This is a genomic window from Croceicoccus sp. Ery15 (assembly GCF_020985305.1).
In the GTDB taxonomy this organism is placed as follows: domain Bacteria; phylum Pseudomonadota; class Alphaproteobacteria; order Sphingomonadales; family Sphingomonadaceae; genus Croceicoccus.
Map to the genome: position 1 here is coordinate 130,713 of NZ_CP087588.1, position 20,950 is coordinate 151,662.

Consider the following 20,950-nt stretch of genomic DNA (forward strand, 5'->3'; position numbering starts at 1 on the left):
GGGACTTAGACCAAGTCCACCTGCCTGTCCGGTTTAACTGTCCTACATCGATGTCATCGTGCATGGGGAAGGGGCACGCCAAGCGTCGGGCCGCTCTTTCAACCTGTGAATTTTCCGCGCACCGCCAAATGTCGTCCGGACGGCGAAAAGCGGTGAAAACCCGCGCAATCCTGCGGCTTTGCGCAGGGTGACAGTGTTTGTACGAAGTGTCACCTTTGTCACCCTGAACAGCCGCAAGCGCGCCCGTTTCGGGGCAGCGGGGAGCCGGGGTAAGGGTCAGCCTTCGGCCGCGATCCTTGCGGCGGTTTCGCGGATCAGCGCGATCATGTTCGGCACGCCTTGCGTCCGGTTCGAAGACAGCTGGTTTTTGAGGTCGAAGGGGGCCAGCACGGCGGCGATATCGGTATCGGCGACTTCGGCGGCGGGCCGGTCCTGCACCGCCGCGATCACCAGCGCGACAATGCCCTTGGTGATGGCGGCATTGCTGTCGGCCAGAAAATGCAGCCTGTCACCGTCCCTTGTGGGATAGACCCAGACAGCGGCGGAGCATCCTTTTACCTGCGTCGCTTCGGTCTTCAGCGCGGCGGGCATCGGTTCCAGCTCGCGCCCCAGCTCGATCAGCAGGCGGTAACGCTCGTCGCCTTCGAGGAATTCATATTCTTCGGCAATATCGTCGATGGATCGCATATGCGGCGGGCTAGCCTTGACCGGCCGTCGCCGCAAGGGGGGCTACAGGTCAACCCCGTTGGCAATCGCCTCCAGCCTGCGGACGCGTTCGCGCAAATCGGCCAGTTCGATCCGCGCGGCGGCAGGTGCATCGCCCTCGTCCGCGACGGGCAGGGCGGCAAAACCCCCCTGCGCCGCGTCCAGCTGCCGCATTTTCAGCGTCAGCCAGCCCTGCCAGCCATAAAGCAGCGCTGCCGTCACGATGGACAGGCCGATCAGCGCGAACAATGTGGTCGATGTGATCTCGATGCTCATGGGTCAGCTTCCTCTCAGCGGTCGCGCAGCAGTTCGATCTCTTCGGCAAGACCCAGCCTCTGGCGTTCGTCGGTGGCGATGCGTTCCAGCACTTTTACCCGCTCTTTCAGCTCGGCGATCTCGGCGCGCAGGCGGGCTTCTTCGGCCTCGTCACGCTGGCGCGCGACCGGATTGCCATCCTCGTCGGTGGCGAACCCGGCCTGCGCATTGTGCCGCGACCGGATCACCTGCGTGATCGATACGATCAGCACGATCAGGACGATGGCGGTCACCCAGCTCATTGATATTGACCTTCCTTCGCGCCCGTTTTCATATCGGCAGAGCGCAGTGCCTCGATCTCGTGCGTCAGATGGTAACCGCTGTCGGTCACGATGCGCTCTACATTGGCAAGGCGGTCCTTCACCGAACCCAGCTCGGCGCGAAGCTGCGCGTTTTCCTGTGACGCCAGCTTCAGCCGCTCGATCGTCTCGTTATCCTTGCTCGGATAGACCGATTTGCCCCAGCTGTTCTCCAGCGGATAGCCGTGGCGCACCCGGATCGCGGTGTTCACCACCCATGCAACGCCGAATGTTACGATGGCTGCGACGATAACGGCAGGGTTAAGCAGATCTTCCATGACTTAAACCTCGTGACGCGGTTTGACGGGTGCGCTCAGGCGCTGGTCGCTTTCTTCCTCGCGCAGCGCCTCGATCTGGCGGGCAAGGTCGGTGCCCTTGTCGGTCACGATGCGTTCCAGCACGCGGACCCGCTCTTCCAGTTGCGCGGTGTGCTGCGCATATTGGGCGGCTTTTTCGGCGGTGGCCTTCACTTGCAATTCGGCCATCTTGGTCTGGTGCTTGGTCCACATCCACAGCCCGCCCAGAAGGAACGGGGCCAGAGGGATCAGCAGGGCAAGTTCGTCTTCCATTGTCTATAGTCCCCTGTTTGTCGCGTCTCAGCGCAGCTTCTCGATCTCGTTCGAAAGCTGGCGATTGCCGCTGACGTAATATTCCTCGACATGCGCAAGTCGGCGGTCGATATCGCGGAACCTGGCCTTTACCTCGCGGGCGGTGCGGGCGGGCGACTGGCGGACACCCTGCCAGAACTGCTGCTCCTGCCGGTCGGTATAAAGATGGGCTGGCTTCTTCGGCGCCATGAAACCCAGTGCGATATAGATGAAGAACGGCCAGCCCATGGTGATGGTGGCGATCAGAAATCCAAGGCGGATCCAGATCGCGTCGATGCCGGTGTAATCGGCAAGGCCCGCAGACACGCCCAGGAACTTGCCGTTCACCTTGTCACGGTAAAAACGGGTGCGTTCGGTGCTGCTCATTGTGCGTTCCTTTCCTTCATCATGCGTTCCAGCTCGGCCAGCTTCAGATTGTCGGATTCCTGGTCCGCGATCAGCCGGGGCTTGGAAAATTCGTCATTGTCTGCGGCGACCAGTCGCTCGACTGTGTCCATCCTCTCGTCGAGGCGGCGGGCAAGACGATAAAGCTCGTCGAGCATCTCCTCGTCACCCTGCGTCAGGGTGGGGGCAGTCTTCCACTTGGTCACATAGTGAAAGATCATGCCCGGCAAGACGACGAAGATGCAGATAATTGCAAGAAAGCCTTCCACGGGATCAATCCTCCTTCTTCGCGGTCGGGTTGCCCATGGCGCGCTTCAGCGCTTCCAGTTCCTCGTCGACCTTGTCGACGGCGGACAGCCCCTCGATCTGTTCGGCAAGCGTCGGCTCGCCCTTCATGGCAATTCCCAGCGCATCGGCCTGCCCCTCGGCATAATCGACGCGGCGCTCCAGCATTTCAAAGCGGGCCAGCGCCTCGTCCACGCGCTCGGTAGTCATCAGCTTGCGCAGGCGGACGCGGTTTTCCGCGCTTTCCAGGCGGGCCGCGATCATCGACTGGCGGCTACGCGCCTCGCGCAGGCGCTGCTGCAGCTTGGCGATGTCTTCCTCATTGGCGCGCAGGCTCTGTTCCAGCACGTCCATTTCGTCGGCCAGCTGCTTGGCCAGATCGGTCGCCTTGCGCTTTTCCAGCAGAGCGGCGCGGGCCAGATCCTCGCGGTCCTTGGACAGGGCCAGCTGCGCCTTGTCGGCCCAGTCGGCCTGCAACCGCTCCAGCTTCACCGCGTGACGCTGCATTTCCTTCTGGTCGGCGATGGTGCGGGCGGCGCCTGCACGAACTTCGACCAGCGTTTCCTCCATCTCGACGATGATCATGCGGATCATCTTTTCGGGATCGTCGGCCTTCTCGATCATATCCGAGAAGTTGGCGGCAATGATGTCACGGGTGCGTGAAAATATTCCCATCAATTGGGCTCCGTTCTGCCTCAGGCTGTTGCCGCCGCGAAAGCGGATCGGCTCTTCATCGTCATAGTCGCGCTGGCGGCGCGGTTCACCCCGGTCGCGATCCGATTTCAGGCGGGCGACCTCGCGCTCGAAGCGCGACGCGGCCTTCCGGTCGATTGATGGCCGATCGATCGATAACCGGTCTCCGGTTTCCCCGTCGTCGGTCCACGGCGTATCGGCCAGCTTGCGGGCATCGTCATCGGCCTGCATCTTGCCCGTTTCGGGTGAAAGCTTGTTCTTGTCGTCCATAGCGTCCTCTTCAGGGATATCTGCTTCAGGCCAGCACGTAACCGAAAGCCGCAGGGGCCTTGGCCGGCGTTACCAGCTTGATGTCGCAGACCGGCGGAAGCGAGCAGGTCATGTCACGCACCGCATAGGCGCTGAGCGAAAGCATCGCGATCGCAGCGAGAATGCTGGTGGCAACTGGACCGATCGGGCCGGATTGGCGAAAACTAAACATGATGTCCCCACATCTTCGAACTATGCCAGATACTATGCAGGGAGCGTGCCAACTCGATATAAGTGTTATATTACAATTACTTGTGAGATCGCTGTGGCGACAGGCGTCGAAAATATTGCCAAGAGTTGGGAAAATGCGCTAACTTCTGGTCAATGGATCGGGGAAAGCAGTTTGTCGGCCAGTCACAGGCCATTCTCGACGCGGTCGAACGGGCCAGTCGCGCCGCTGCATTGTCGCGCCCCGTCCTTGTAATCGGTGAGCGCGGCACTGGCAAAGAGCTGATCGCCGAACGACTTCACCATCTGTCCGACCGCTGGGGCGAACCGCTGGTCGTCATGAACTGCGCCGCATTGCCCGAGACTTTGATCGAAGCCGAATTGTTCGGGCACGAGGCGGGGGCCTTTACCGGCGCATCCAAGGCGCGGGCAGGGCGGTTCGAGGAAGCCGATGGCGGCACATTGTTTCTGGACGAGCTGGGCACATTATCGATGGCGGCGCAGGAACGCCTGTTGCGCGCGGTCGAATATGGCGAGGTTACGCGCATCGGCGCATCGCGCCCCACGACGGTCGATGTGCGCATCGTGGCCGCCACGAACGAGGATCTGCCGACATTGGCCGAACGCGGCGAATTCCGCGCCGACTTGCTCGACCGGCTGAGTTTCGAGGTGATCACCCTGCCGCCCCTGCGTGCGCGTGAGGGCGATGTCGTGGTGATCGCCGATTTCTTCGGACGGCGCATGGCGGCCGAATTGCTGTGGGACGACTGGCCGGGCTTTTCCGACAGCGTGATGGAGCAGCTGGAAGCCTACCCGTGGCCCGGCAATGTGCGCGAATTGCGCAATGTGATCGAACGTGCGGTCTATCGCTGGGACGACTGGAAGACGCCCGTCGGCTCGGTGGTGTTCGATCCCTTCGCCTCGCCATGGGCGCCAAGGGCGTCGCAGCGCGCAGCGACCGGCAGAAGCGATCCCTTGCCGCCGGTCGAATTGAAACCGGTGTTCGACTTTGCCGCCGTTACCGATTTGCGCGCGGCGGTCGACGGGCACGAACGGGCCATCGTCGAATCCGCGCTCGACCGGCATCGCTGGAACCAGCGCCGCGCGGCCGAAGCCCTGGGGCTCAGCTATGACCAGTTGCGCCATTGCATCCGCAAGCACGGGCTGAACGAGGCGGATGCCGAAGGCGGGAAGGCGGCCTGAACGCGCAAACTGCCGGTCGATCCGGCTTGCTTTTTGCGCATCGCGCGCCTATCTGACGACTCATCCCGACATTGTCGCGCACAAAGCCGGGCCGGCACCGCAAGGTTCCGGCGCGCTTTTTCGTATTCGCGGCATAGAGGTCCAACAAGGAATGGCATGACCGATATCGCGCGTCTCACCGATCTGATCGAACAGGAAGTCAAAGCTTCCGGCTTCGAACTCGTGCGCGTGAAACTGTTCGGTTCGGATGACGAGCGGACCTTGCAGATCATGGCCGAGAACCCCGAAACGGGTCAGCTGGTCATCGACCAGTGCATGGCGATCTCGCGCAGGGTGTCTGATGCGATCGACGCGCGCGAGGAAGCGGGCGACGAGCTGATCGAGGGCGCATACCGGCTGGAGGTTTCCTCTCCCGGTATCGACCGCCCGCTGACCCGAGCCAAGGATTTCGCGAACTGGATCGGGCACGAGGCGCGGATTACCCTGTCCAAGGATGCCGAGGCTCCCGCAGGGAACAAGCGCACGTTTCAGGGCGATCTGGCCGCGTTCGATGACGGGATGGTCACGGTCGAGGATAAGAAGCTGGGCACGGTGACGATGCCGCTGGCCGATATTCACTCGGCCAAGCTGATGCTGACCGACCGGCTGATCAAGTCGACCGTCCCGCTGGACACCACCGGCGCGGACGAGGTGGAAGAAGTCGAGGATATGTCGGAAGAGGACGCAGAGTAGGACTCGCGCTTTCGACGGCAAACCATTATGCGGCGGGCCACCAATGGGGCCTTTGCCGGAATTGAACAGGGAAGACGATTAACATGGCGAATGCGATTTCGGCGAACCGCGCAGAGCTTCTGGCGATTGCCAATGCGGTGGCCAGCGAAAAGATGATCGACAAGTCCATCGTGATCGAAGCGATGGAAGAAGCGATCCAGAAGAGCGCGCGCAACCGCTATGGCGCCGAGAATGACATTCGCGCCAAGCTGGACCCGCAAACCGGCGACCTTCGCCTGTGGCGCGTCGTGGAAGTCGTCGAAGAGGTCGAGGACTATTTCAAGCAGGTTTCGGTCGAGCAGGCGCAGAAGCTGCAGGATGGCGCGCAGGTCGGTGACTTCATCGTCGATCCGCTGCCGCCCGTCGATCTGGGCCGCATCGACGCGCAGTCGGCAAAGCAGGTGATCTTCCAGAAGGTCCGCGATGCCGAGCGCGAACGCCAGTACGAGGAATTCAAGGACCGCGCGAGCGAAGTGATCACCGGCGTGATCAAGTCGGTCGAATTCGGCCATGTGATCGTAAACCTCGGCCGCGCCGAAGGCATTATCCGCCGCGACCAGCAGATCCCGCGCGAAGTCGCCCGCGTGGGCGAACGCGTCCGTGCCCTGATCATGAAGGTCGAGCGGTCGAACCGCGGCCCGCAGATTTTCCTGAGCCGCGCGCACCCCGAATTCATGAAGAAGCTGTTCGCGCAGGAAGTGCCCGAAATTTACGACGGCATCATCCAGATCAAGGCCGCCGCCCGTGATCCGGGTTCGCGCGCGAAGATCGGCGTGATCAGCCATGACAGCAGCATCGACCCCGTCGGCGCCTGCGTCGGCATGAAGGGCAGCCGCGTTCAGGCCGTCGTGCAGGAACTGCAGGGCGAGAAGATCGACATCATCCCGTGGAGCGAGGACACCGCGACTTTCGTCGTCAACGCGCTTCAGCCCGCGACCGTCAGCCGCGTCGTCATCGACGAGGAAGAGGGCCGTATCGAAGTCGTCGTTCCCGACGACCAGCTGTCGCTGGCCATCGGTCGCCGCGGCCAGAACGTGCGTCTGGCCAGCCAGTTGACCGAAAGCCAGATCGACATCATGACCGAGGCGGAATCGAGCGAGAAGCGTTCGAAGGAATTCGCCGAGCGTTCCAAGATGTTCGAGGAAGAGCTGGACGTCGACGAGACCCTGTCGCAGCTGCTGGTGGCCGAAGGCTTCACCGAGCTGGAAGAAGTCGCCTATGTCGAGCGTGACGAGCTGGCCGCCATCGAAGGCTTCGACGAAGACCTTGCCGAAGAGCTGCAGTCGCGTGCTGTCGAGGCGCTGGAGCGCCGCGAGGAAACCTTCCGCACCGCCCGCCGCGAGATGGGGGTAGAGGACGCGCTGGCCGAAATCCCGCATCTGAGCGAGGAAATGCTGGTCGTGCTGGGCAATGCCGGTATCCTGACGCTGGACGATCTGGCCGACCTCGCCACCGACGAGCTGATCGCCAAGCGCCGCGAAGGCCCGCGTCGCCGTGGTGGTCCCGATAAGGGCCCGCCGATGAAGCGCGACCGTCGCCCCGAAGACAAGGGCGGCGTGCTGGGCGCGTACGGTTTGACCGAAGAGCAGGGCAACGAGATCATCATGGCGGCCCGCGCGCACTGGTTTGAAGATGAAGTCGAAGCGGTAAGCGCGCCTGCCACCGACGAGAACACGCAGGAGGCCGCCGATGCGGACTCCGAACAATGAGACCCTAACGTCCGACATCGACGGTAAGGCGGCCGAATTCGACGAGGTCGCCGTCACCCGCCGCAGCAGCGCGCGGGGCGATGGTCCTATGCGCAAATGCGTGATCACGGGCCGCATCGCTCCGCGTGAGGAATTGCTGCGGCTGGCGATGGGGCCCGATGCCAATGGCAGGCCCAGCGTGCTGCCCGACGCCCATGCCAAGGCGCCGGGGCGCGGCGCATGGATCGGCGTGACGCGCGCCGAACTTGAAGAAGCGATCGCCAAGGGCCATCTGAAGGGTGCGCTGGCGCGTGGCTTCAAGGGCGCGCCGCCGGCCATTCCGGACGATCTGCCCGATCTGGCACAGCAGGCGCTCACCCGTTCGCTGACCGACCGGCTGGGTATAGAATACCGCGCCGGCAACGTGCTGGCAGGGTCCGACCGCATTGCCGAAGCGGCACGCATGGGCAAGGTCTGGTGGCTGGCCCATGCCAGCGATGCAGGCGGCGACGGATCGCGCCGTCTGGACCAGGCATGGCGCGTGGGAGAGGAAAAAGAGGGCTCAGGCCTTTCAGGCATACGCTTGCCTCTGGACCGGATGGCGCTGTCTGTGGCATTGGGCCGCGACAATACCGTCCATCTGGCGTTGACCGATCGTGCCGCCGCCGGACGTGTTTCGACCTTGCTTGCAAGGCTCAACCGATACCTTGGGCATGATGGTGCACCGCCGTCTGCCGCCGGAAATGCCGGGTCGGACCACCGGGGGCCTGCCGCGCCGCAGGCCAGCGAACCGTAAAGGCGGGCGCGTTCGGCGCACCTGCACAGGCGGGCCGCAGCAGATGACGACGCCGGATGCGGCGTGACGACGAAGACGATTTTGATAGGGCTTTTTGACCAGTATGAGCGATAACGACAACAACACCCGGACCCGCAAGCCGCTTGGATTGAAGCGTGCGGTGGACGCGGGCGAGGTCAAGCAGACCTTTAGCCATGGCCGCACCAACAAGGTCGCGGTCGAGGTGAAGCGCAAGCGCAAGATCCTGAAGCCGGGCGAGGCCGCGCCGGCTCCCGCGCCTGCGCCCGAACCGGCAGCCAAGGCTCCTGCGCCCGCCGCAGCCCCTCAACCCGCGCCCGCTCCGGTCGCTAAAAAGCCCGCGCCCAAGCGCCCCGCGCCCAGCGACGAGACGCCGCAGGAGCGCGTCGCCCGCCTTCAGCGCGAGGCCGAGGAAGATCGCCTGAAGCTGGCCGAGGAAGCCCGCCGCCGCGAGGAAGAGGCCAAGGCGAAGGCTATCGAGGAAGAGAAACAGCGCGCCGAAGCCAATCGCGAGGCCGAAGCCGAAGCGGAAGCGAAAAAGGCCGCCGAGGCAGAGGCCGCCAAGGCAGCCGAACAGGAAGCCCCGGCCGCAGCCGAAACCGGCGAACCCCCCGTTGAGGCCGAAGCCGAAACCGCGCCCGGCGACGATGGCGATGGCGAAGCCGTGCCCGCGCCGCGCAAGTTCACGCCGGTCAAGCGTCCCGAGCCCAAGAAGCCCGAGAAAAAGCCTGCCGCCGACAAGAAGGGCGGCGCCCGCGATGCACGCGGCGATACGCGCAATGCCGAAGCCAAGGGCGCGGACCGTCGCCGTGGCGGCAAGCTGACCGTGAACCGCGCGCTGAACGATGACGAGGGTGCGCGTGCGCGCAGCCTTGCCGCGCTGAAGCGTGCGCGGGAAAAGGAACGCCGTTCGCAATATCGCGGCCAGCAGCAGCAGCGTGAAAAGCAGGTGCGCGACGTGATCGTGCCCGAAGCCATCACCGTGCAGGAACTGGCCAACCGCATGGCCGAAAAGGGCGCGGATCTGGTGAAGGCCCTGTTCAACATGGGCATGATGGTCACCGTCAACCAGACGATCGATCAGGACACCGCCGAATTGCTGGTCGAGGAATTCGGCCACAATATCGAACGCGTGTCGGAAAGCGATGTCGATATCGACAATACCGTCGACGTCGATCCCGAAGAAACGCTGAAGCCGCGTCCTCCGGTCGTGACCATCATGGGCCATGTCGACCACGGCAAGACCAGCCTGCTCGACGCGCTGCGCGGTACCGATGTGACCGCGGGCGAAGCGGGCGGCATCACGCAGCATATCGGCGCCTATCAGATCAAGACCAAGGGCGGTGACCTGATCACCTTCCTCGATACGCCGGGCCACGAAGCCTTTACCGAAATGCGCGCGCGCGGTGCCAATGTGACGGATATCGTCATTCTGGTGGTCGCTGCCGACGACGGGCTGATGCCGCAGACGATCGAGGCGATCAATCACACCAAGGCGGCGGGCGTGCCGATGATCGTGGCGATCAACAAGATCGACAAGGACGAGGCGAACCCGCAAAAGATCCGCGAACGTCTGCTGGAGCACGAAATCATCGTCGAAGCCATGAGCGGTGACGTGATGGATGTAGAGGTATCGGCCAAGAAGAAGATCGGCCTCGACAAGCTGCTCGACGCGATCGCGCTGCAGGCCGAACTGCTGGAGCTGAAAGCCAATCCCGACCGCGACGCCGAGGCGACCGTGATCGAGGCGCAGCTCGACAAGGGCAAGGGCCCGCTGGCGACCGTTCTGGTCACGCGCGGCACGCTGCGGCGTGGCGATGTGTTCGTTGTCGGCACCGAAAGCGGCCGTGTCCGCGCGCTGCATGACGACAAGGGTCGTCAGGTGAAGGAAGCCGGTCCCTCGACCCCGGTCGAAGTGCTGGGTCTGGGCGGCGTGCCGCGTGCCGGCGACACATTGTCGGTGGTCGAGAACGAGCAGCGCGCCCGCGAGGTTGCGGCCTATCGTACAGAAAAGGCGAACGAGAAGCGCACCGCCATGCCGGTCAGCAATTTCGAGAACATGTTCTCGGCGTTGAAGAGCGAGATGGTTGAGTTCCCCGTCGTCATCAAGGCGGACGTGCAGGGTTCGGTCGAGGCGATTTCGACCGCTCTTGCCAAGATCTCGAACGATCTGATCAAGGTCCGCGTCCTGCATTCGGGCGTGGGTGCCATCACCGAAAGCGACGTGACGCTGGCGGCGGCATCGGGCGCTCCGATCATCGGCTTTAACGTGCGTCCCAATGCCAAGGCGCGCCAGCAGATGGAAAAGGACAAGGTGGAGATGATGTATTACGACGTCATCTATCACCTGACCGAGGAAATCGCGAAGCGCATGGCAGGCGAGCTTGGTCCCGAGCGGATCGAGAACGTGGTCGGCCGTGCGAGCATCAAGCAGGTGTTCCCTGCGGGCAAGAAGGACAAGGCGGCCGGTCTGCTGGTCGAGGAAGGCGTCATCCGCAAGGGTCTGTTCGCCCGTCTCACCCGCAACGATGTCATCGTTTCGGCGACCTCCATCGCCTCGCTGCGTCGTTTCAAGGACGACGTGGACGAGGTCCGCGCGGGTCTGGAATGCGGCGTGGTGCTGGAAGACACGAACGACATCAAGCCGGGAGACCAGCTGGAAGTCTTTGAGGTCGAGGAACGCGAGCGCGTTCTGTAACCCCAAGTGTAACGGCGTGGCGGCAGGTGGGTGCTGATCCTGCCTGCTGCCACACAACGCACGCCCGGCGAAGGAGCCGACCATGCCCCGCTATGCCGCCTTCTTTGCCAGCATGAATGTCGGCGGCAACCGGCTTAAAATGACCGATCTGCGCGATGCGCTGGAGCGTGAGAATCTGGAGGACGTCGAGACCGTCGTTGCCAGCGGGAACGTGCTGTTCTCTTTCGACGAGCGGCCCAGCGAGGGGCTGTCCGAAATGCTGGCCTTTATCGTGAAGGACCGCTTCGGCTTTGACACTTTCGCCGCCGTGCGCAGCAAGGAAGAGGTGTGCGCCGCGATCGAGCGCAACCCTTTCCACGGAGAGGGTGAGGACAAGCTTGTCCATACGCTTTTCCTCGACGGAGAGGTCGATCCGGACCAGTTCAACGTGCTGACTGCCGCCTATGAAGGTCGCGGGCCGGAACGGATCGCCATGGGCGAGCGCTGCATCTATGTCGATTATGTCGATGGTGCGGGTAACAGCCGGCTGACCGGCCCTTTTATCCAGCGCAAGCTGGACCGGCGCTTTACCGCGCGGAACATGGCCTCGCTCAAACGCATATTGGGAAAAATGGACTGATCATGGCCCGCAATTCCACCCCCGAACAGCAATCCGTCCGCGTCCTGAAAGTGGGCGAGCGGGTGCGCCACATCCTGTCCGAACTGCTGTCGCGCGGCGAGGTGCATGACGATACGATATCGTCCCATGCGGTCAGCGTGACCGAGGTGCGCATGTCGCCCGATCTGCGGCAGGCAAAGGTCTATGTGAAGCCGCTGCTGGGCGCGGACGAGGCAAAGATCGTCAAAGCGCTGCAGGTCAATACCGCCTTTTTCCAGAAAGAGGTCGCCCAGCGTCTTGGCCTGAAATTTGCGCCCAGGCTGCAATTCCGCGCGGACGAGACCTTTGACGAGGCAAGCCGCATCGACCGCCTGCTCGACGATCCGCGCGTCAGGCGCGATCTGGACGAAGACGAATAGGGTCCTGCGCACGCGATGGCGAAGCTCTATTTCTACTACGCCAGCATGAATGCGGGGAAATCGACCACGCTGCTGCAGGCCGATTTCAACTATCGCGAACGGGGCATGACGACCATGCTGTGGACGGCTGCGCTGGACGACCGCAGCGCGAAGTCAGGTGGGGGAAAGCCGATCCATTCGCGTATAGGGCTGCAGGCCGACGCGCATCTCTATTGCCCCGATACCGATTTGTGGGACGCCGTCGCGCCGCTGCATGCGGTAAACCCCATTGCCTGCGTGCTGATCGACGAGGCGCAGTTCCTGTCCGAAGAGCAAGTCTGGCAATGCGCGCGGCTGTCGGATGAGGCGGGCGTTCCGGTGCTTTGCTATGGCCTGCGGACCGATTTTCGCGGGCGGCTGTTCGAAGGGTCGGCGGCGCTGCTGGGCATTGCCGACGCGTTGGTCGAACTGAAGGCGGTGTGCCATTGCGGGCGAAAGGCGACGATGAACCTGCGCGTCGATGCACAGGGCAACGCCATCGTCGAAGGCGCGCAGACCGAGATCGGCGGGAATGACCGTTACGTGGCGCTATGCCGGCGGCATTTTACCGAGGCGGGCTGCCATCCGGGATAGAGCGGGCACCAAACCGCACCGCCTGACACAAATTGGTGCACGCCAACACTTGTAAAGATGCTCGGTTCGGGCAAGCATGCGTCGGCTAAGAATATTGGGCAGTAAGAGAGGGGGCTGCGCAGGGGACTTGGGACTTGTTGGAGTGCGCCTGTGTCGGGACATATCGTTCATATCGGTTATCACAAGACCGCGACTACCTGGTTTCAAAAAACGGTATTTCCGGCTGCCAGCAGTCACGAGCTGATCGCGCGCAAAGCCGTTCAATCGGCCATGATGGCCCCGCCGGGCATGCATTTCTGCCCGAACAAGGCGCGCCAGATGCTAGGTCTGGAAGGGCGCAACCGCCCCGTCGTTCTGAGCGAGGAGAATCTGACCGGCTATCTCCACAACGGGGGCTTGCACGGCCTGGTCGGTCCCGAAATGGCGCGGCGGATACATGCCACATTGCCCGATGCGCGGATCGTGGTGTTTATCCGCAACCAGTTCGACATATTGCGTGCATCCTATACGCAATATGTGGCGGGTGGCGGCACGTTTTCGCAAAAACGCTATTTCGGCGGAATGCAGCATTGCCGCGGCGCGCTGACCCATCCGTGGAAAGCGCCAGCCTTTGAATATGAACATTTCGATTTCGACCGGCTGATCGCCTTTTACGAGGATCTGTTCGGGGCAGAGCGGGTGCATGTCTATCCCTATGAATGGCTGCGCGATGAGGGAGCCCTGTTGAAGCGGATGGAAACCGAACTGGGGATCGAATTCTGCCACCGGCCGGGCAGGTCGAAGGGGCGCAATGCGGCGCTGGGGCGGTTGTCGGTCGAGATTCTACGCCGCGCCAATCTGTTCACGCGCCAGTCGGTAGTGAACAAGGATTGCTGGCTCGACCTGCCGGGCGGGCAGGCCTATCGCCATGCAGTCAAGCGCGGGCTGGCGGGTATGCCGTGGCTGAACAATCGCAAGCCCGAATTGCGTAGCGATGTGCGCGGCAAGGCGCAGGACGCTTATGCCGAGGGGAACCGACGCCTGATGGCGCGGCGCGATCTGCCGCTGGAGGAATTGGGTTATCCGGTCTGAAGGGCTGGCCGAATGGCGGGTAGCGCCCTATCTGCCGTGCCATGACCGACCAGATCATTCTTGCCGCGATCCTTATTCCTTGCCTGATCGTCGCCATCGTCTTTCACGAAGTGTCGCACGGATGGTCCGCGCTGTTGCTGGGCGATCCCACCGCGCAAGAGGCGCGGCGCCTGTCGCTTAATCCGCTGCGCCATGTCGATCCGGTGGGCACGGTGCTGCTGCCCGGTTCGATGGCGCTGATCGGCGGGCCGGTTTTCGGCTGGGCAAAGCCGGTGCCGGTGAACAAATGGCGGCTGAACAATCCGCGCTTCGGCATGATGGCTGTGGCGGCGGCGGGGCCGGCCAGCAATTTTGTGATGGCTGGCATCGCGGCCGTCGTGCTTGGCCTGCTGGCGCGCAATCTCGATCCGGCAAGCGTGTCGGTGCCGATGCAATGGACGGTGACGGGAATCGACTATTTCATCCTGATCAATATCTTCCTCGCCTTCTTTAACCTGCTGCCGATCCCGCCGTTCGACGGTTCGCATATCGTCGAAGGTCTGCTGCCGCCCAGCGCGGCGCGCGCCTATGCGAAACTGCGTCCCGCAGGCATGTTGCTGCTGGTCGGCGTAATCGCGGTCAGCTGGTTCTTCCCCGAACTGGGCGTGATCGAGAATGTCGTCTGGCCGCCGGTGGACTGGCTGCGCGGCATTTTTCTCGGCCTTGCGGATATGATTGCATCATGAGTGGTGACAGGCCCCTTCCACCCAGTGGCTGGATCATCCTCGACAAGCCGCTGGAGATTGGGTCGACGCAGGCCGTGGCGGCGGTGAAGCGTAATTTTCGCCAGGCCGGTTTCGGCAAGGTGAAGGTGGGGCATGGCGGCACGCTCGATCCGTTGGCGACGGGCGTGCTGCCCATCGCGATCGGCGAGGCGACAAAGCTGGCGGGTCGCATGCTGGATGCGACGAAGACCTATGAATTCACGATCCGGTTCGGATCCGAAACCGATACGCTGGACGCGGAAGGGGCGGTCGTGGAGACGAGCGCCCGCCGCCCGCCGGCCGCTGCGCTGACGGCAATATGCGAGGCGTTTACCGGCGCAATCGACCAGGTGCCGCCAAAATATTCGGCGCTGAAGATCGATGGCGAGCGGGCCTATGACCTTGCCCGCGCAGGCGAGCAGGTGGAGATGAAATCGCGCCGTGTGACGATCCATGCGCTGGGGCCGGTGGGGAGCCGCGGGCGAGGGGCGGATATTAGTTCGACCTTTGCCATCGGCGCGGGGCGACCCGATCCCTATGACGCGGCGATCCCGCTGGAAATGATGGAAAGCGTCACGCTGGAGGCCACCGTATCCAAGGGCACCTATATCCGCAGCCTTGCGCGCGATATTGCCCGCGCCCTTGGAACTTGCGGCCATGTCACCTATCTAAGGCGCACGCGCGCAGGGCCGTTCGGCCTTGAATCCGCGATTTCGCTGGACAAACTCAACGAATTCGGTAAGGGCGCGCCACTTGCTGAAATACTTCTGCCGCTGGAGGCAGGGCTGGACGACATCCCGGCCCTCGATCTCCTCCCCGATCAGGCAGAGGCGGTCCGACAGGGCCGGCAATTGACCGGGCTGGAACACCTTGACGGAACGATCTGGGCGAAATGCGGCGGCAAGCCGGTTGCCCTGATGGAAGTTTCAGGCGGGGTGGCCAGGGTCCTTCGGGGCTTTAATCTGTAATCGATGTCGCGGAGTGAAACTATGTCGGTTACCGCCGAAAAGAAGCAGGAAATCATCAAGGACAACGCCCGTCAGACGACTGACACCGGCAGTCCCGAAGTGCAGGTCGCGATCCTTACGGAACGTATTCGCAACCTGACCGAACACTTCAAGGATCACCACAAGGACAATCACTCGCGGCGCGGTCTGCTGGTGATGGTCAACAAGCGCCGTTCGCTGCTCGCCTATCTGAAGAGGAAGGACGTGGCACGCTATAACGCGCTGATCCAGAAGCTCGGCCTGCGTAAGTAAGAGTTTCCAAAGGGCGGCCCCCAGTGGCCGCCCTTGACGCATTCGGGGCCGACGAACCGGCCCCTTAATACGGGCAATTCTCGCAATCCGGCGAGAGCGCCTTGGGGCAGCAAAAAGGCCCCGCACCGGACCGGGACGGTATCCCCGGCAGTAGGCCCCGCGCTGCAATACGGCACTGCGGGTTCATAAGGAAAATACATGTTCGACACGAAAACCGTATCGCTGGAGTGGGGCGGAAAGACCCTCACCCTCGAAACCGGCCGTATCGCCCGTCAGGCTGACGGCGCGGTTCTGGCCACCTATGGCGAAACCGTGGTGCTGTGCGCCGTGACCGCCGCCAAGTCCGTGAAGGACGGGCAGGATTTCTTCCCGCTCACCGTTCACTACCAGGAAAAATTCTCCTCGGCAGGCCGCATTCCCGGTGGCTTCTTCAAGCGCGAACGCGGCGCGACCGAGAAGGAAACCCTGACCAGCCGTCTGATCGACCGTCCGATCCGCCCGCTGTTCCCCGAAGGTTTCTATAACGAAATCAACGTCATCTGTCAGGTGATGAGCTATGATGGCGAGACCGAGGCCGATATCGTCGCGATGATCGCGGCATCGGCTGCCCTCACCATCAGCGGCGTTCCCTTCATGGGCCCGATCGGTGCGGCGCGCGTCGGCTTTGTCGACGGCGAATATGTGCTGAACCCGCGTCAGGAAACCGCGCTGGAAGACGGACGCCTCGACCTTGTCGTCGCCGCCACCAGCGAAGCGGTGATGATGGTGGAATCGGAAGCCAAGGAGCTGACCGAGGAAGAAATGCTGGGCGCCGTGATGTTCGCCCACGACGAATCGCGCAAGGTGATCAATGCGATCATCGATCTTGCCGAACAGGCCGCCAAGGAACCTTGGGAACTGAACCTGTCGGACGACAGCGCGGGCATGAAGGAAGAGCTGCGCGGCCTGGTCGGCGCGGATATCGCCGCTGCCTACAAGCTGACCGACAAGTCGGCCCGTTCGAACGCGCTGAACGAAGCGCGCGCGAAGGCCAAGGCGAAGTTTGCCGAGGCCGATGGCCAGACGCAGATGACCGCGGGCAAGCTGGTCAAGAAGCTGGAAGCCGAGATCGTTCGGACCGCCATTCTGAAGGACGGTGCCCGTATCGACGGTCGCAAGCTGGACCAGATCCGTCCGATCGAAGCGACTGCGGGCTTCCTGCCCCGCACGCATGGTTCGGCCCTGTTCACGCGCGGTGAAACGCAGGCGATCTGCACCACCACGCTGGGCACCAAGGACGCCGAGCAGATGATCGACGGCCTTGACGGCCTGACCTATTCGAACTTCATGCTGCACTATAACTTCCCGCCTTATTCGGTCGGTGAAGTGGGCCGCTTCGGCGCGCCGGGCCGCCGCGAGATCGGCCACGGCAAGCTGGCATGGCGTGCACTGCACCCCGTGCTGCCGACGAAGGACGAATTCCCCTATACCATCCGTATCCTGTCGGACATCACCGAGTCCAACGGCTCGTCCTCGATGGCGACCGTTTGCGGCGGCTGTCTTGCCATGATGGACGCGGGCGTTCCGATTGCGCGTCCGGTGTCGGGCATTGCCATGGGCCTCATCCTCGAAGGGGACGAGTTCGCGGTTCTGTCGGACATCCTCGGCGACGAGGATCACCTTGGCGACATGGACTTCAAGGTTGCAGGCACCGAAGCGGGCATCACCAGCCTGCAGATGGACATCAAGATCGCCGGCATCACCAAGGAAATCATGGCCAAGGCGCTTGAGCAGGCGAAAGCCGGCCGCGCGCACATCCTTGGCGAGATGACCAAGGCGTTGGGTTCGGCCCGCACCGAACTGTCGGCGCACGCTCCGCGTATCGAAACGATGCAGATCGACAAGTCGAAGATCCGTGACGTCATCGGCACCGGCGGCAAGGTGATCCGCGAGATCGTCGCCGAAACCGGCGCGAAGGTGGACATCGACGACGAGGGCGTGATCAAGATCTCGTCCAGCGACATCGCGCAGATCGAAGCGGCCAAGAAGTGGATCGAAGGCATCGTCGAAGAGGCGGAAGTCGGCAAGATCTACAACGGCAAGGTCGTCAACATCGTCGACTTCGGCGCATTCGTGAACTTTATGGGCGGCAAGGACGGACTGGTCCACGTGTCAGAAATGAAGAACGAGCGCGTCGAAAAGCCGACCGACGTCGTGTCGGAAGGCCAGGAAGTGAAGGTCAAGGTCCTCGAGATCGACAACCGCGGCAAGGTCCGCCTGTCGATGCGCGTGGTCGATCAGGAAACTGGCGAAGAGCTGGAGGACACCCGTCCTCCGCGCGAACCCCGCGAGCCGCGTGGTGATCGTGGCGATCGTCGTGGCCCGCGTGGCGACCGTGGTGGTCGCGGCGGTGGCCGTGATCGCGGTCCGCGTCGCGATCGCGAGGGCGGTGAAGGCAAGGAAGGGGGCAACCCCGACCATATGCCCGCGTTCCTGAAGGACGACTAAGTCCTTTGACGTGACGAAAGAAAGGGGCCGCCGGAGCGATCCGGCGGCCTTTTTCGTAGACAGGAGATTTTCGATGCTGGCGCGCGAATTGCTGGGCACGGCGCAGGTTCCGGGAGGCGAGGAATTGCGCCTCTATTCCCATGGCCGCGATTTCATGATCGTGCTCGACCGAAACGAGCTGATGAGCACCCGCATGCGCGGATCGGAAGAAGCGCTTGCGGTAATGAGCCTGGAGCGGCTGGCCCATGTGGCCGCTCCGCATCTGCTGATCGGCGGCTATGGCATGGGCTTCACCTTGCGTGCCGCGCTGAAACAGGCGCCCCCCAAGGCGAAGATCACGGTGGCCGAGCTGGTGCCCGAAATCATAGAATGGGCGCGCGGTCCCATGGCCGAAGTGGCAGACGGCTGTCTTGACGATCCCCGGGTGACCGTACGGATGGGCGACGTGGCCGATGCCATCGCAGAGCGGCCCGGTCGCTATGATGCGATCCTGCTTGACGTCGACAATGGCCCCGACGGGCTGGTGTGCGAAGAGAACGACCGCATCTATTCCAACGCCGGACTTGCCGCCGCGCACCGTGCGCTTACGCCCGAAGGGGTGCTGGCGATCTGGTCCGCTGCGCCCGATCCGCGCTTTACCAAACAGCTGCAACGCGCGCGTTTCCACGTCGAACCGGTCGAAGTCAGTGCCCGTTACGACGCGAAGGGCAAGGGCAAGGGGCCCAAGCACACGATCTGGTTCTGCTCGCGCCGAGAGGGGTGAACGCCGACATCGGAATGCCTATTCGCCGATGTCGATCACCGATTTTCGTGCACGCCAGCATTTTCCCGCCAGCCAGAACATGATGACCGCGAGGATCATGCCGATCCATCGCAGGCCATGTTCGTCCGTTGGAAGCGAGAGATAGCCCGCCACGAATCCGACGATGCCCAGAACAGACGCCACAATACGGTTCAGTCCCGTTTCCAGACGGCGACCGACTTTGCGGCGATACCAGTTCTCGTGTGGATCCTGCGGTTCCATGGCGCGACCATACTGCAAGACGCGTTAACGACCCACGAAAAAGCCCGCCTTGCACGGGGCAGGGCGGGCCGATCGTTCGATTTTGCTTTAGAGGCCGGTTTACGTCTTTTACCGTACCCGCGGACCGCCAAAAGGCAGCGGCGGAGGTGGACGGCGCGCGCCGCGGGGCAGCTGTGCCTGATAGGCGCGGCCGCAATGTTCGACGCAATAGGGGAAACCGGGGTTCACCTTTTCGCCGCAGAAATGGAAATCGGGCTCGCCGGGGTGTCCCATCGGCCAGCGGCAGATACGGTCGTTCAGATCCAGCAGGCTCGTCTTGCCCTCGATCTCGGGGCTGGGCTTGGCAGGGACCAGACGGCGCGGCGGCGCAGGCGGGATCGGCGATTGCTGATCGCCAGGACCCTGACGCAGAAAGCCACCGGGGCCGACCGAAACGATGCGCGGCTGGTTGCTTTGCGGCGCAGCGGGGCGCACTTCGGGCGCGGCTGCGACCGGCGCTGCTGCCCGCGGAGCCGGTGCGGGTGCAGGCGCGGGGCGCGCGGGCGCCTCAGCCTTGGGCGCGGCGTCGACCTTCTTCGGCGCCGGCTTGGGCTTGGCCTTGGCCGCGGCCTTTTCCTTGACCGGAGAGGGGCGTGCCTTCAGGCCAAGGCGATGTGCCTTGCCGATCACCGCATTGCGGCTGACACCGCCCAGTTCCTCGGCAATCTGGCTGGCGGTCGAGCCGCTTTCCCACATCTTGGTAAGCTTCTCGATCCGTTCGTCGGTCCAGCTCATGCGATCTCCAAAAAAATCCGTCTGGCGCGGCGAGATTAATGCTGGCCGAATCCGGCCATGCCCTTGTTCCGCGGCGCGCGCTTGCCATATCGATTGCCCGCCATTACGCGAGCATTTAATGAACGACCCCGCACCAGAAACCGCCAATAATCCAGCTTTTCACCAGTTCGGAGAGCCAGTCATCGGCCGGATTAACCGGCTGGGGCTGTGGACCCTCTATATTAAGGAAGTCCGCCGTTTCTTCAAGGTGCAGACGCAGACGATCTGGGCCCCTGCGATTACGACGCTGCTCTATCTGGTGATATTTTCGGTCGCGCTGGGTCGCGGCGGGCGCGAAGTGCTGGGCGTGAACTTCACCACCTTCGTCGCGCCGGGGCTGATCGTGATGGGGATGATGCAGAATGCCTTTGCCAATGCCAGCTTTTCGTTGCTGGGCGGCAAGATACAGGGCACGATCATCGATTATCTGATGCCGCCCCTATCCACGCTGGAACTGTTGATCGGCATCGTCGGCGCGGCGGTCACGCGCGGCATTCTGGTCGGGCTTGCCGTGGGCGCGGCCGTTTGGGTTTATCCCGGCGCAGAGCTGCGGCTGGCGCATCCGGTGGCGATCGTCTGGTTCGGCCTGATGGGCGTGATCCTGCTGTCGCTGATGGGCGTGCTGACGTCGATCTGGGCCGAGAAGTTCGACCATAACGCGGCGGTCACCAATTTCATTGTCGCGCCGCTGGCGCTGCTTTCGGGCACGTTTTACGTGATCGACAATCTGTCGCCCGTCTTCCAGACGATCAGCCGGTTCAATCCGTTTTTCTACGTGATATCGGGCTTCCGCTATGGCTTTCTGGTCGAAAGCGACATCGGTAATAACGGTCATGCGGTTCTGTGGGCAGGGATCGGCCTTGGCGTTCTGAACGCGGTTTTCCTGGTCGCGACCTATTTGGTGCTGAAGTCCGGCTGGAAGCTGAAAAGCTGATCGCGGCGATAGCGCGATGCGCTGACGGCGGGGCGAACAAGCCCCGCCCC

At 63.0% G+C, this 20,950-nt stretch carries 26 protein-coding genes; 15 read left to right on the forward strand and 11 right to left on the reverse strand.

All coding sequences use genetic code 11. The annotated features are described in order from the left end of the window. Positions 1–276: 276 nt before the first annotated feature. Genes LOZ77_RS00710 through LOZ77_RS00750 form a run of 9 tightly spaced genes read right to left on the reverse strand, consistent with a single transcriptional unit; the run spans position 277 to position 3,770 of the window. On the reverse strand, positions 277–687 hold the full coding sequence (locus LOZ77_RS00710; protein WP_230280392.1) for a SufE family protein: 411 nt from the start codon (positions 685–687) through the stop codon (positions 277–279). 42 nt (positions 688–729) lie between these two features. Further along, positions 730–981, reverse strand: coding sequence for a hypothetical protein (locus LOZ77_RS00715; RefSeq protein WP_230280393.1), 252 nt, complete (start codon positions 979–981; stop codon positions 730–732). A 14-nt stretch (positions 982–995) separates the two neighbouring features. Further along, entirely contained in the window at positions 996–1,262 is a 267-nt protein-coding gene (locus LOZ77_RS00720; RefSeq protein ID WP_230280394.1) for a hypothetical protein, read from the reverse strand. Continuing rightward, complete coding sequence (locus LOZ77_RS00725) at positions 1,259–1,597, reverse strand: hypothetical protein (RefSeq protein WP_230280395.1); 339 nt, start codon at positions 1,595–1,597, stop codon at positions 1,259–1,261. The genes LOZ77_RS00720 and LOZ77_RS00725 overlap by 4 nt, the downstream gene beginning before the upstream one ends. 3 nt (positions 1,598–1,600) lie before the next feature. Beyond that, positions 1,601–1,888, reverse strand: a complete 288-nt coding sequence (locus LOZ77_RS00730) for a hypothetical protein (RefSeq protein ID WP_230280396.1) — start codon at positions 1,886–1,888, stop codon at positions 1,601–1,603. Between the two features lie 27 nt (positions 1,889–1,915). Beyond that, the gene (pspC, locus tag LOZ77_RS00735) at positions 1,916–2,293 is read right to left on the reverse strand and encodes an envelope stress response membrane protein PspC (protein ID WP_230280397.1); all 378 of its coding nucleotides are present in this window, start codon (positions 2,291–2,293) and stop codon (positions 1,916–1,918) included. Next, positions 2,290–2,580: an envelope stress response membrane protein PspB gene (pspB, locus tag LOZ77_RS00740; protein ID WP_230280398.1), complete on the reverse strand. Its 291-nt coding sequence runs from the start codon at positions 2,578–2,580 to the stop codon at positions 2,290–2,292. Before pspB ends, pspC begins: the two co-directional genes overlap by 4 nt. Before the next feature lie 4 nt (positions 2,581–2,584). Next, positions 2,585–3,559, reverse strand: coding sequence for a phage shock protein PspA (gene pspA / locus LOZ77_RS00745; RefSeq protein ID WP_230280399.1), 975 nt, complete (start codon positions 3,557–3,559; stop codon positions 2,585–2,587). Positions 3,560–3,584: 25 nt separating this feature from the next. Further along, a complete protein-coding gene (locus LOZ77_RS00750) occupies positions 3,585–3,770 on the reverse strand; it encodes a hypothetical protein (RefSeq protein WP_230280400.1) in 186 nt (61 codons plus the stop codon). A gap of 152 nt (positions 3,771–3,922) precedes the next feature. Here LOZ77_RS00750 and pspF point away from each other — a divergent pair, with 152 nt between their 5' ends. The 14 genes from pspF to LOZ77_RS00820 all read left to right on the forward strand — a co-directional run bounded on the left by pspF (position 3,923) and on the right by LOZ77_RS00820 (position 18,892). Beyond that, positions 3,923–4,969, forward strand: a complete 1,047-nt coding sequence (gene pspF / locus LOZ77_RS00755) for a phage shock protein operon transcriptional activator (RefSeq protein WP_230280401.1) — start codon at positions 3,923–3,925, stop codon at positions 4,967–4,969. A 156-nt stretch (positions 4,970–5,125) separates the two neighbouring features. Next, positions 5,126–5,701: a ribosome maturation protein RimP gene (gene rimP, locus LOZ77_RS00760; protein WP_230280402.1), complete on the forward strand. Its 576-nt coding sequence runs from the start codon at positions 5,126–5,128 to the stop codon at positions 5,699–5,701. An 83-nt stretch (positions 5,702–5,784) separates the two neighbouring features. After that, on the forward strand, positions 5,785–7,449 hold the full coding sequence (nusA, locus tag LOZ77_RS00765) for a transcription termination factor NusA (RefSeq protein ID WP_230280403.1): 1,665 nt from the start codon (positions 5,785–5,787) through the stop codon (positions 7,447–7,449). Further along, positions 7,430–8,224 carry a DUF448 domain-containing protein gene (locus tag LOZ77_RS00770; protein ID WP_230280404.1) on the forward strand — a complete coding sequence of 265 codons (795 nt, stop codon included), beginning with the start codon at positions 7,430–7,432 and terminating at the stop codon, positions 8,222–8,224. The genes nusA and LOZ77_RS00770 overlap by 20 nt, the downstream gene beginning before the upstream one ends. 103 nt (positions 8,225–8,327) lie before the next feature. Further along, on the forward strand, positions 8,328–10,940 hold the full coding sequence (gene infB / locus LOZ77_RS00775) for a translation initiation factor IF-2 (protein ID WP_230280405.1): 2,613 nt from the start codon (positions 8,328–8,330) through the stop codon (positions 10,938–10,940). A gap of 82 nt (positions 10,941–11,022) precedes the next feature. After that, the gene (locus LOZ77_RS00780) at positions 11,023–11,559 is read left to right on the forward strand and encodes a DUF1697 domain-containing protein (protein WP_230280406.1); all 537 of its coding nucleotides are present in this window, start codon (positions 11,023–11,025) and stop codon (positions 11,557–11,559) included. A gap of 2 nt (positions 11,560–11,561) precedes the next feature. Further along, positions 11,562–11,957, forward strand: a complete 396-nt coding sequence (rbfA, locus tag LOZ77_RS00785) for a 30S ribosome-binding factor RbfA (RefSeq protein WP_230280407.1) — start codon at positions 11,562–11,564, stop codon at positions 11,955–11,957. 15 nt (positions 11,958–11,972) lie between these two features. After that, complete coding sequence (locus tag LOZ77_RS00790; protein ID WP_230280408.1) at positions 11,973–12,569, forward strand: thymidine kinase; 597 nt, start codon at positions 11,973–11,975, stop codon at positions 12,567–12,569. A gap of 150 nt (positions 12,570–12,719) precedes the next feature. Beyond that, positions 12,720–13,640 (forward strand): VOC family protein, encoded by a 921-nt coding sequence (locus LOZ77_RS00795; protein WP_230280409.1) that lies wholly within the window; start codon positions 12,720–12,722, stop codon positions 13,638–13,640. 41 nt (positions 13,641–13,681) lie between these two features. Continuing rightward, entirely contained in the window at positions 13,682–14,365 is a 684-nt protein-coding gene (locus LOZ77_RS00800) for a site-2 protease family protein (RefSeq protein ID WP_230280410.1), read from the forward strand. After that, the gene (gene truB / locus LOZ77_RS00805; RefSeq protein WP_230280411.1) at positions 14,362–15,351 is read left to right on the forward strand and encodes a tRNA pseudouridine(55) synthase TruB; all 990 of its coding nucleotides are present in this window, start codon (positions 14,362–14,364) and stop codon (positions 15,349–15,351) included. Before LOZ77_RS00800 ends, truB begins: the two co-directional genes overlap by 4 nt. Before the next feature lie 21 nt (positions 15,352–15,372). Further along, on the forward strand, positions 15,373–15,642 hold the full coding sequence (gene rpsO / locus LOZ77_RS00810) for a 30S ribosomal protein S15 (protein WP_230280412.1): 270 nt from the start codon (positions 15,373–15,375) through the stop codon (positions 15,640–15,642). 198 nt (positions 15,643–15,840) lie between these two features. Then, a complete protein-coding gene (gene pnp / locus LOZ77_RS00815) occupies positions 15,841–18,129 on the forward strand; it encodes a polyribonucleotide nucleotidyltransferase (RefSeq protein WP_230280413.1) in 2,289 nt (762 codons plus the stop codon). Between the two features lie 73 nt (positions 18,130–18,202). After that, on the forward strand, positions 18,203–18,892 hold the full coding sequence (locus tag LOZ77_RS00820) for a spermidine synthase (protein ID WP_230280414.1): 690 nt from the start codon (positions 18,203–18,205) through the stop codon (positions 18,890–18,892). An 18-nt stretch (positions 18,893–18,910) separates the two neighbouring features. On the opposite strand, the gene LOZ77_RS00825 is transcribed toward LOZ77_RS00820, so the two are convergent. Next, positions 18,911–19,153, reverse strand: a complete 243-nt coding sequence (locus tag LOZ77_RS00825) for a hypothetical protein (protein WP_230280415.1) — start codon at positions 19,151–19,153, stop codon at positions 18,911–18,913. A gap of 108 nt (positions 19,154–19,261) precedes the next feature. Continuing rightward, a complete protein-coding gene (locus tag LOZ77_RS00830) occupies positions 19,262–19,927 on the reverse strand; it encodes a GcrA family cell cycle regulator (RefSeq protein WP_230280416.1) in 666 nt (221 codons plus the stop codon). Between the two features lie 118 nt (positions 19,928–20,045). Here LOZ77_RS00830 and LOZ77_RS00835 point away from each other — a divergent pair, with 118 nt between their 5' ends. Continuing rightward, complete coding sequence (locus LOZ77_RS00835) at positions 20,046–20,900, forward strand: ABC transporter permease (RefSeq protein WP_230280417.1); 855 nt, start codon at positions 20,046–20,048, stop codon at positions 20,898–20,900. Positions 20,901–20,950 lie beyond the last annotated feature (50 nt).

What these genes read in the sequence shown, in the direction of transcription:
- LOZ77_RS00790 (WP_230280408.1), top strand. Translation starts at nt 11,973, where the DNA reads ATGGCGAAGCTCTATTTCTACTACGCCAGCATGAATGCGGGGAAATCG.
- LOZ77_RS00750 (WP_230280400.1), bottom strand. Translation starts at nt 3,770, where the DNA reads ATGTTTAGTTTTCGCCAATCCGGCCCGATCGGTCCAGTTGCCACCAGC.
- pnp (WP_230280413.1), top strand. Translation starts at nt 15,841, where the DNA reads ATGTTCGACACGAAAACCGTATCGCTGGAGTGGGGCGGAAAGACCCTC.
- LOZ77_RS00720 (WP_230280394.1), bottom strand. Translation starts at nt 1,262, where the DNA reads ATGAGCTGGGTGACCGCCATCGTCCTGATCGTGCTGATCGTATCGATC.
- LOZ77_RS00820 (WP_230280414.1), top strand. Translation starts at nt 18,203, where the DNA reads ATGCTGGCGCGCGAATTGCTGGGCACGGCGCAGGTTCCGGGAGGCGAG.
- infB (WP_230280405.1), top strand. Translation starts at nt 8,328, where the DNA reads ATGAGCGATAACGACAACAACACCCGGACCCGCAAGCCGCTTGGATTG.
- rimP (WP_230280402.1), top strand. Translation starts at nt 5,126, where the DNA reads ATGACCGATATCGCGCGTCTCACCGATCTGATCGAACAGGAAGTCAAA.
- nusA (WP_230280403.1), top strand. Translation starts at nt 5,785, where the DNA reads ATGGCGAATGCGATTTCGGCGAACCGCGCAGAGCTTCTGGCGATTGCC.
- rbfA (WP_230280407.1), top strand. Translation starts at nt 11,562, where the DNA reads ATGGCCCGCAATTCCACCCCCGAACAGCAATCCGTCCGCGTCCTGAAA.
- truB (WP_230280411.1), top strand. Translation starts at nt 14,362, where the DNA reads ATGAGTGGTGACAGGCCCCTTCCACCCAGTGGCTGGATCATCCTCGAC.
- pspA (WP_230280399.1), bottom strand. Translation starts at nt 3,559, where the DNA reads ATGGACGACAAGAACAAGCTTTCACCCGAAACGGGCAAGATGCAGGCC.
- rpsO (WP_230280412.1), top strand. Translation starts at nt 15,373, where the DNA reads ATGTCGGTTACCGCCGAAAAGAAGCAGGAAATCATCAAGGACAACGCC.
- LOZ77_RS00725 (WP_230280395.1), bottom strand. Translation starts at nt 1,597, where the DNA reads ATGGAAGATCTGCTTAACCCTGCCGTTATCGTCGCAGCCATCGTAACA.
- LOZ77_RS00710 (WP_230280392.1), bottom strand. Translation starts at nt 687, where the DNA reads ATGCGATCCATCGACGATATTGCCGAAGAATATGAATTCCTCGAAGGC.
- LOZ77_RS00825 (WP_230280415.1), bottom strand. Translation starts at nt 19,153, where the DNA reads ATGGAACCGCAGGATCCACACGAGAACTGGTATCGCCGCAAAGTCGGT.
- LOZ77_RS00715 (WP_230280393.1), bottom strand. Translation starts at nt 981, where the DNA reads ATGAGCATCGAGATCACATCGACCACATTGTTCGCGCTGATCGGCCTG.
- LOZ77_RS00800 (WP_230280410.1), top strand. Translation starts at nt 13,682, where the DNA reads ATGACCGACCAGATCATTCTTGCCGCGATCCTTATTCCTTGCCTGATC.
- LOZ77_RS00830 (WP_230280416.1), bottom strand. Translation starts at nt 19,927, where the DNA reads ATGAGCTGGACCGACGAACGGATCGAGAAGCTTACCAAGATGTGGGAA.
- LOZ77_RS00770 (WP_230280404.1), top strand. Translation starts at nt 7,430, where the DNA reads ATGCGGACTCCGAACAATGAGACCCTAACGTCCGACATCGACGGTAAG.
- LOZ77_RS00780 (WP_230280406.1), top strand. Translation starts at nt 11,023, where the DNA reads ATGCCCCGCTATGCCGCCTTCTTTGCCAGCATGAATGTCGGCGGCAAC.
- LOZ77_RS00835 (WP_230280417.1), top strand. Translation starts at nt 20,046, where the DNA reads ATGAACGACCCCGCACCAGAAACCGCCAATAATCCAGCTTTTCACCAG.
- LOZ77_RS00730 (WP_230280396.1), bottom strand. Translation starts at nt 1,888, where the DNA reads ATGGAAGACGAACTTGCCCTGCTGATCCCTCTGGCCCCGTTCCTTCTG.
- pspC (WP_230280397.1), bottom strand. Translation starts at nt 2,293, where the DNA reads ATGAGCAGCACCGAACGCACCCGTTTTTACCGTGACAAGGTGAACGGC.
- pspF (WP_230280401.1), top strand. Translation starts at nt 3,923, where the DNA reads ATGGATCGGGGAAAGCAGTTTGTCGGCCAGTCACAGGCCATTCTCGAC.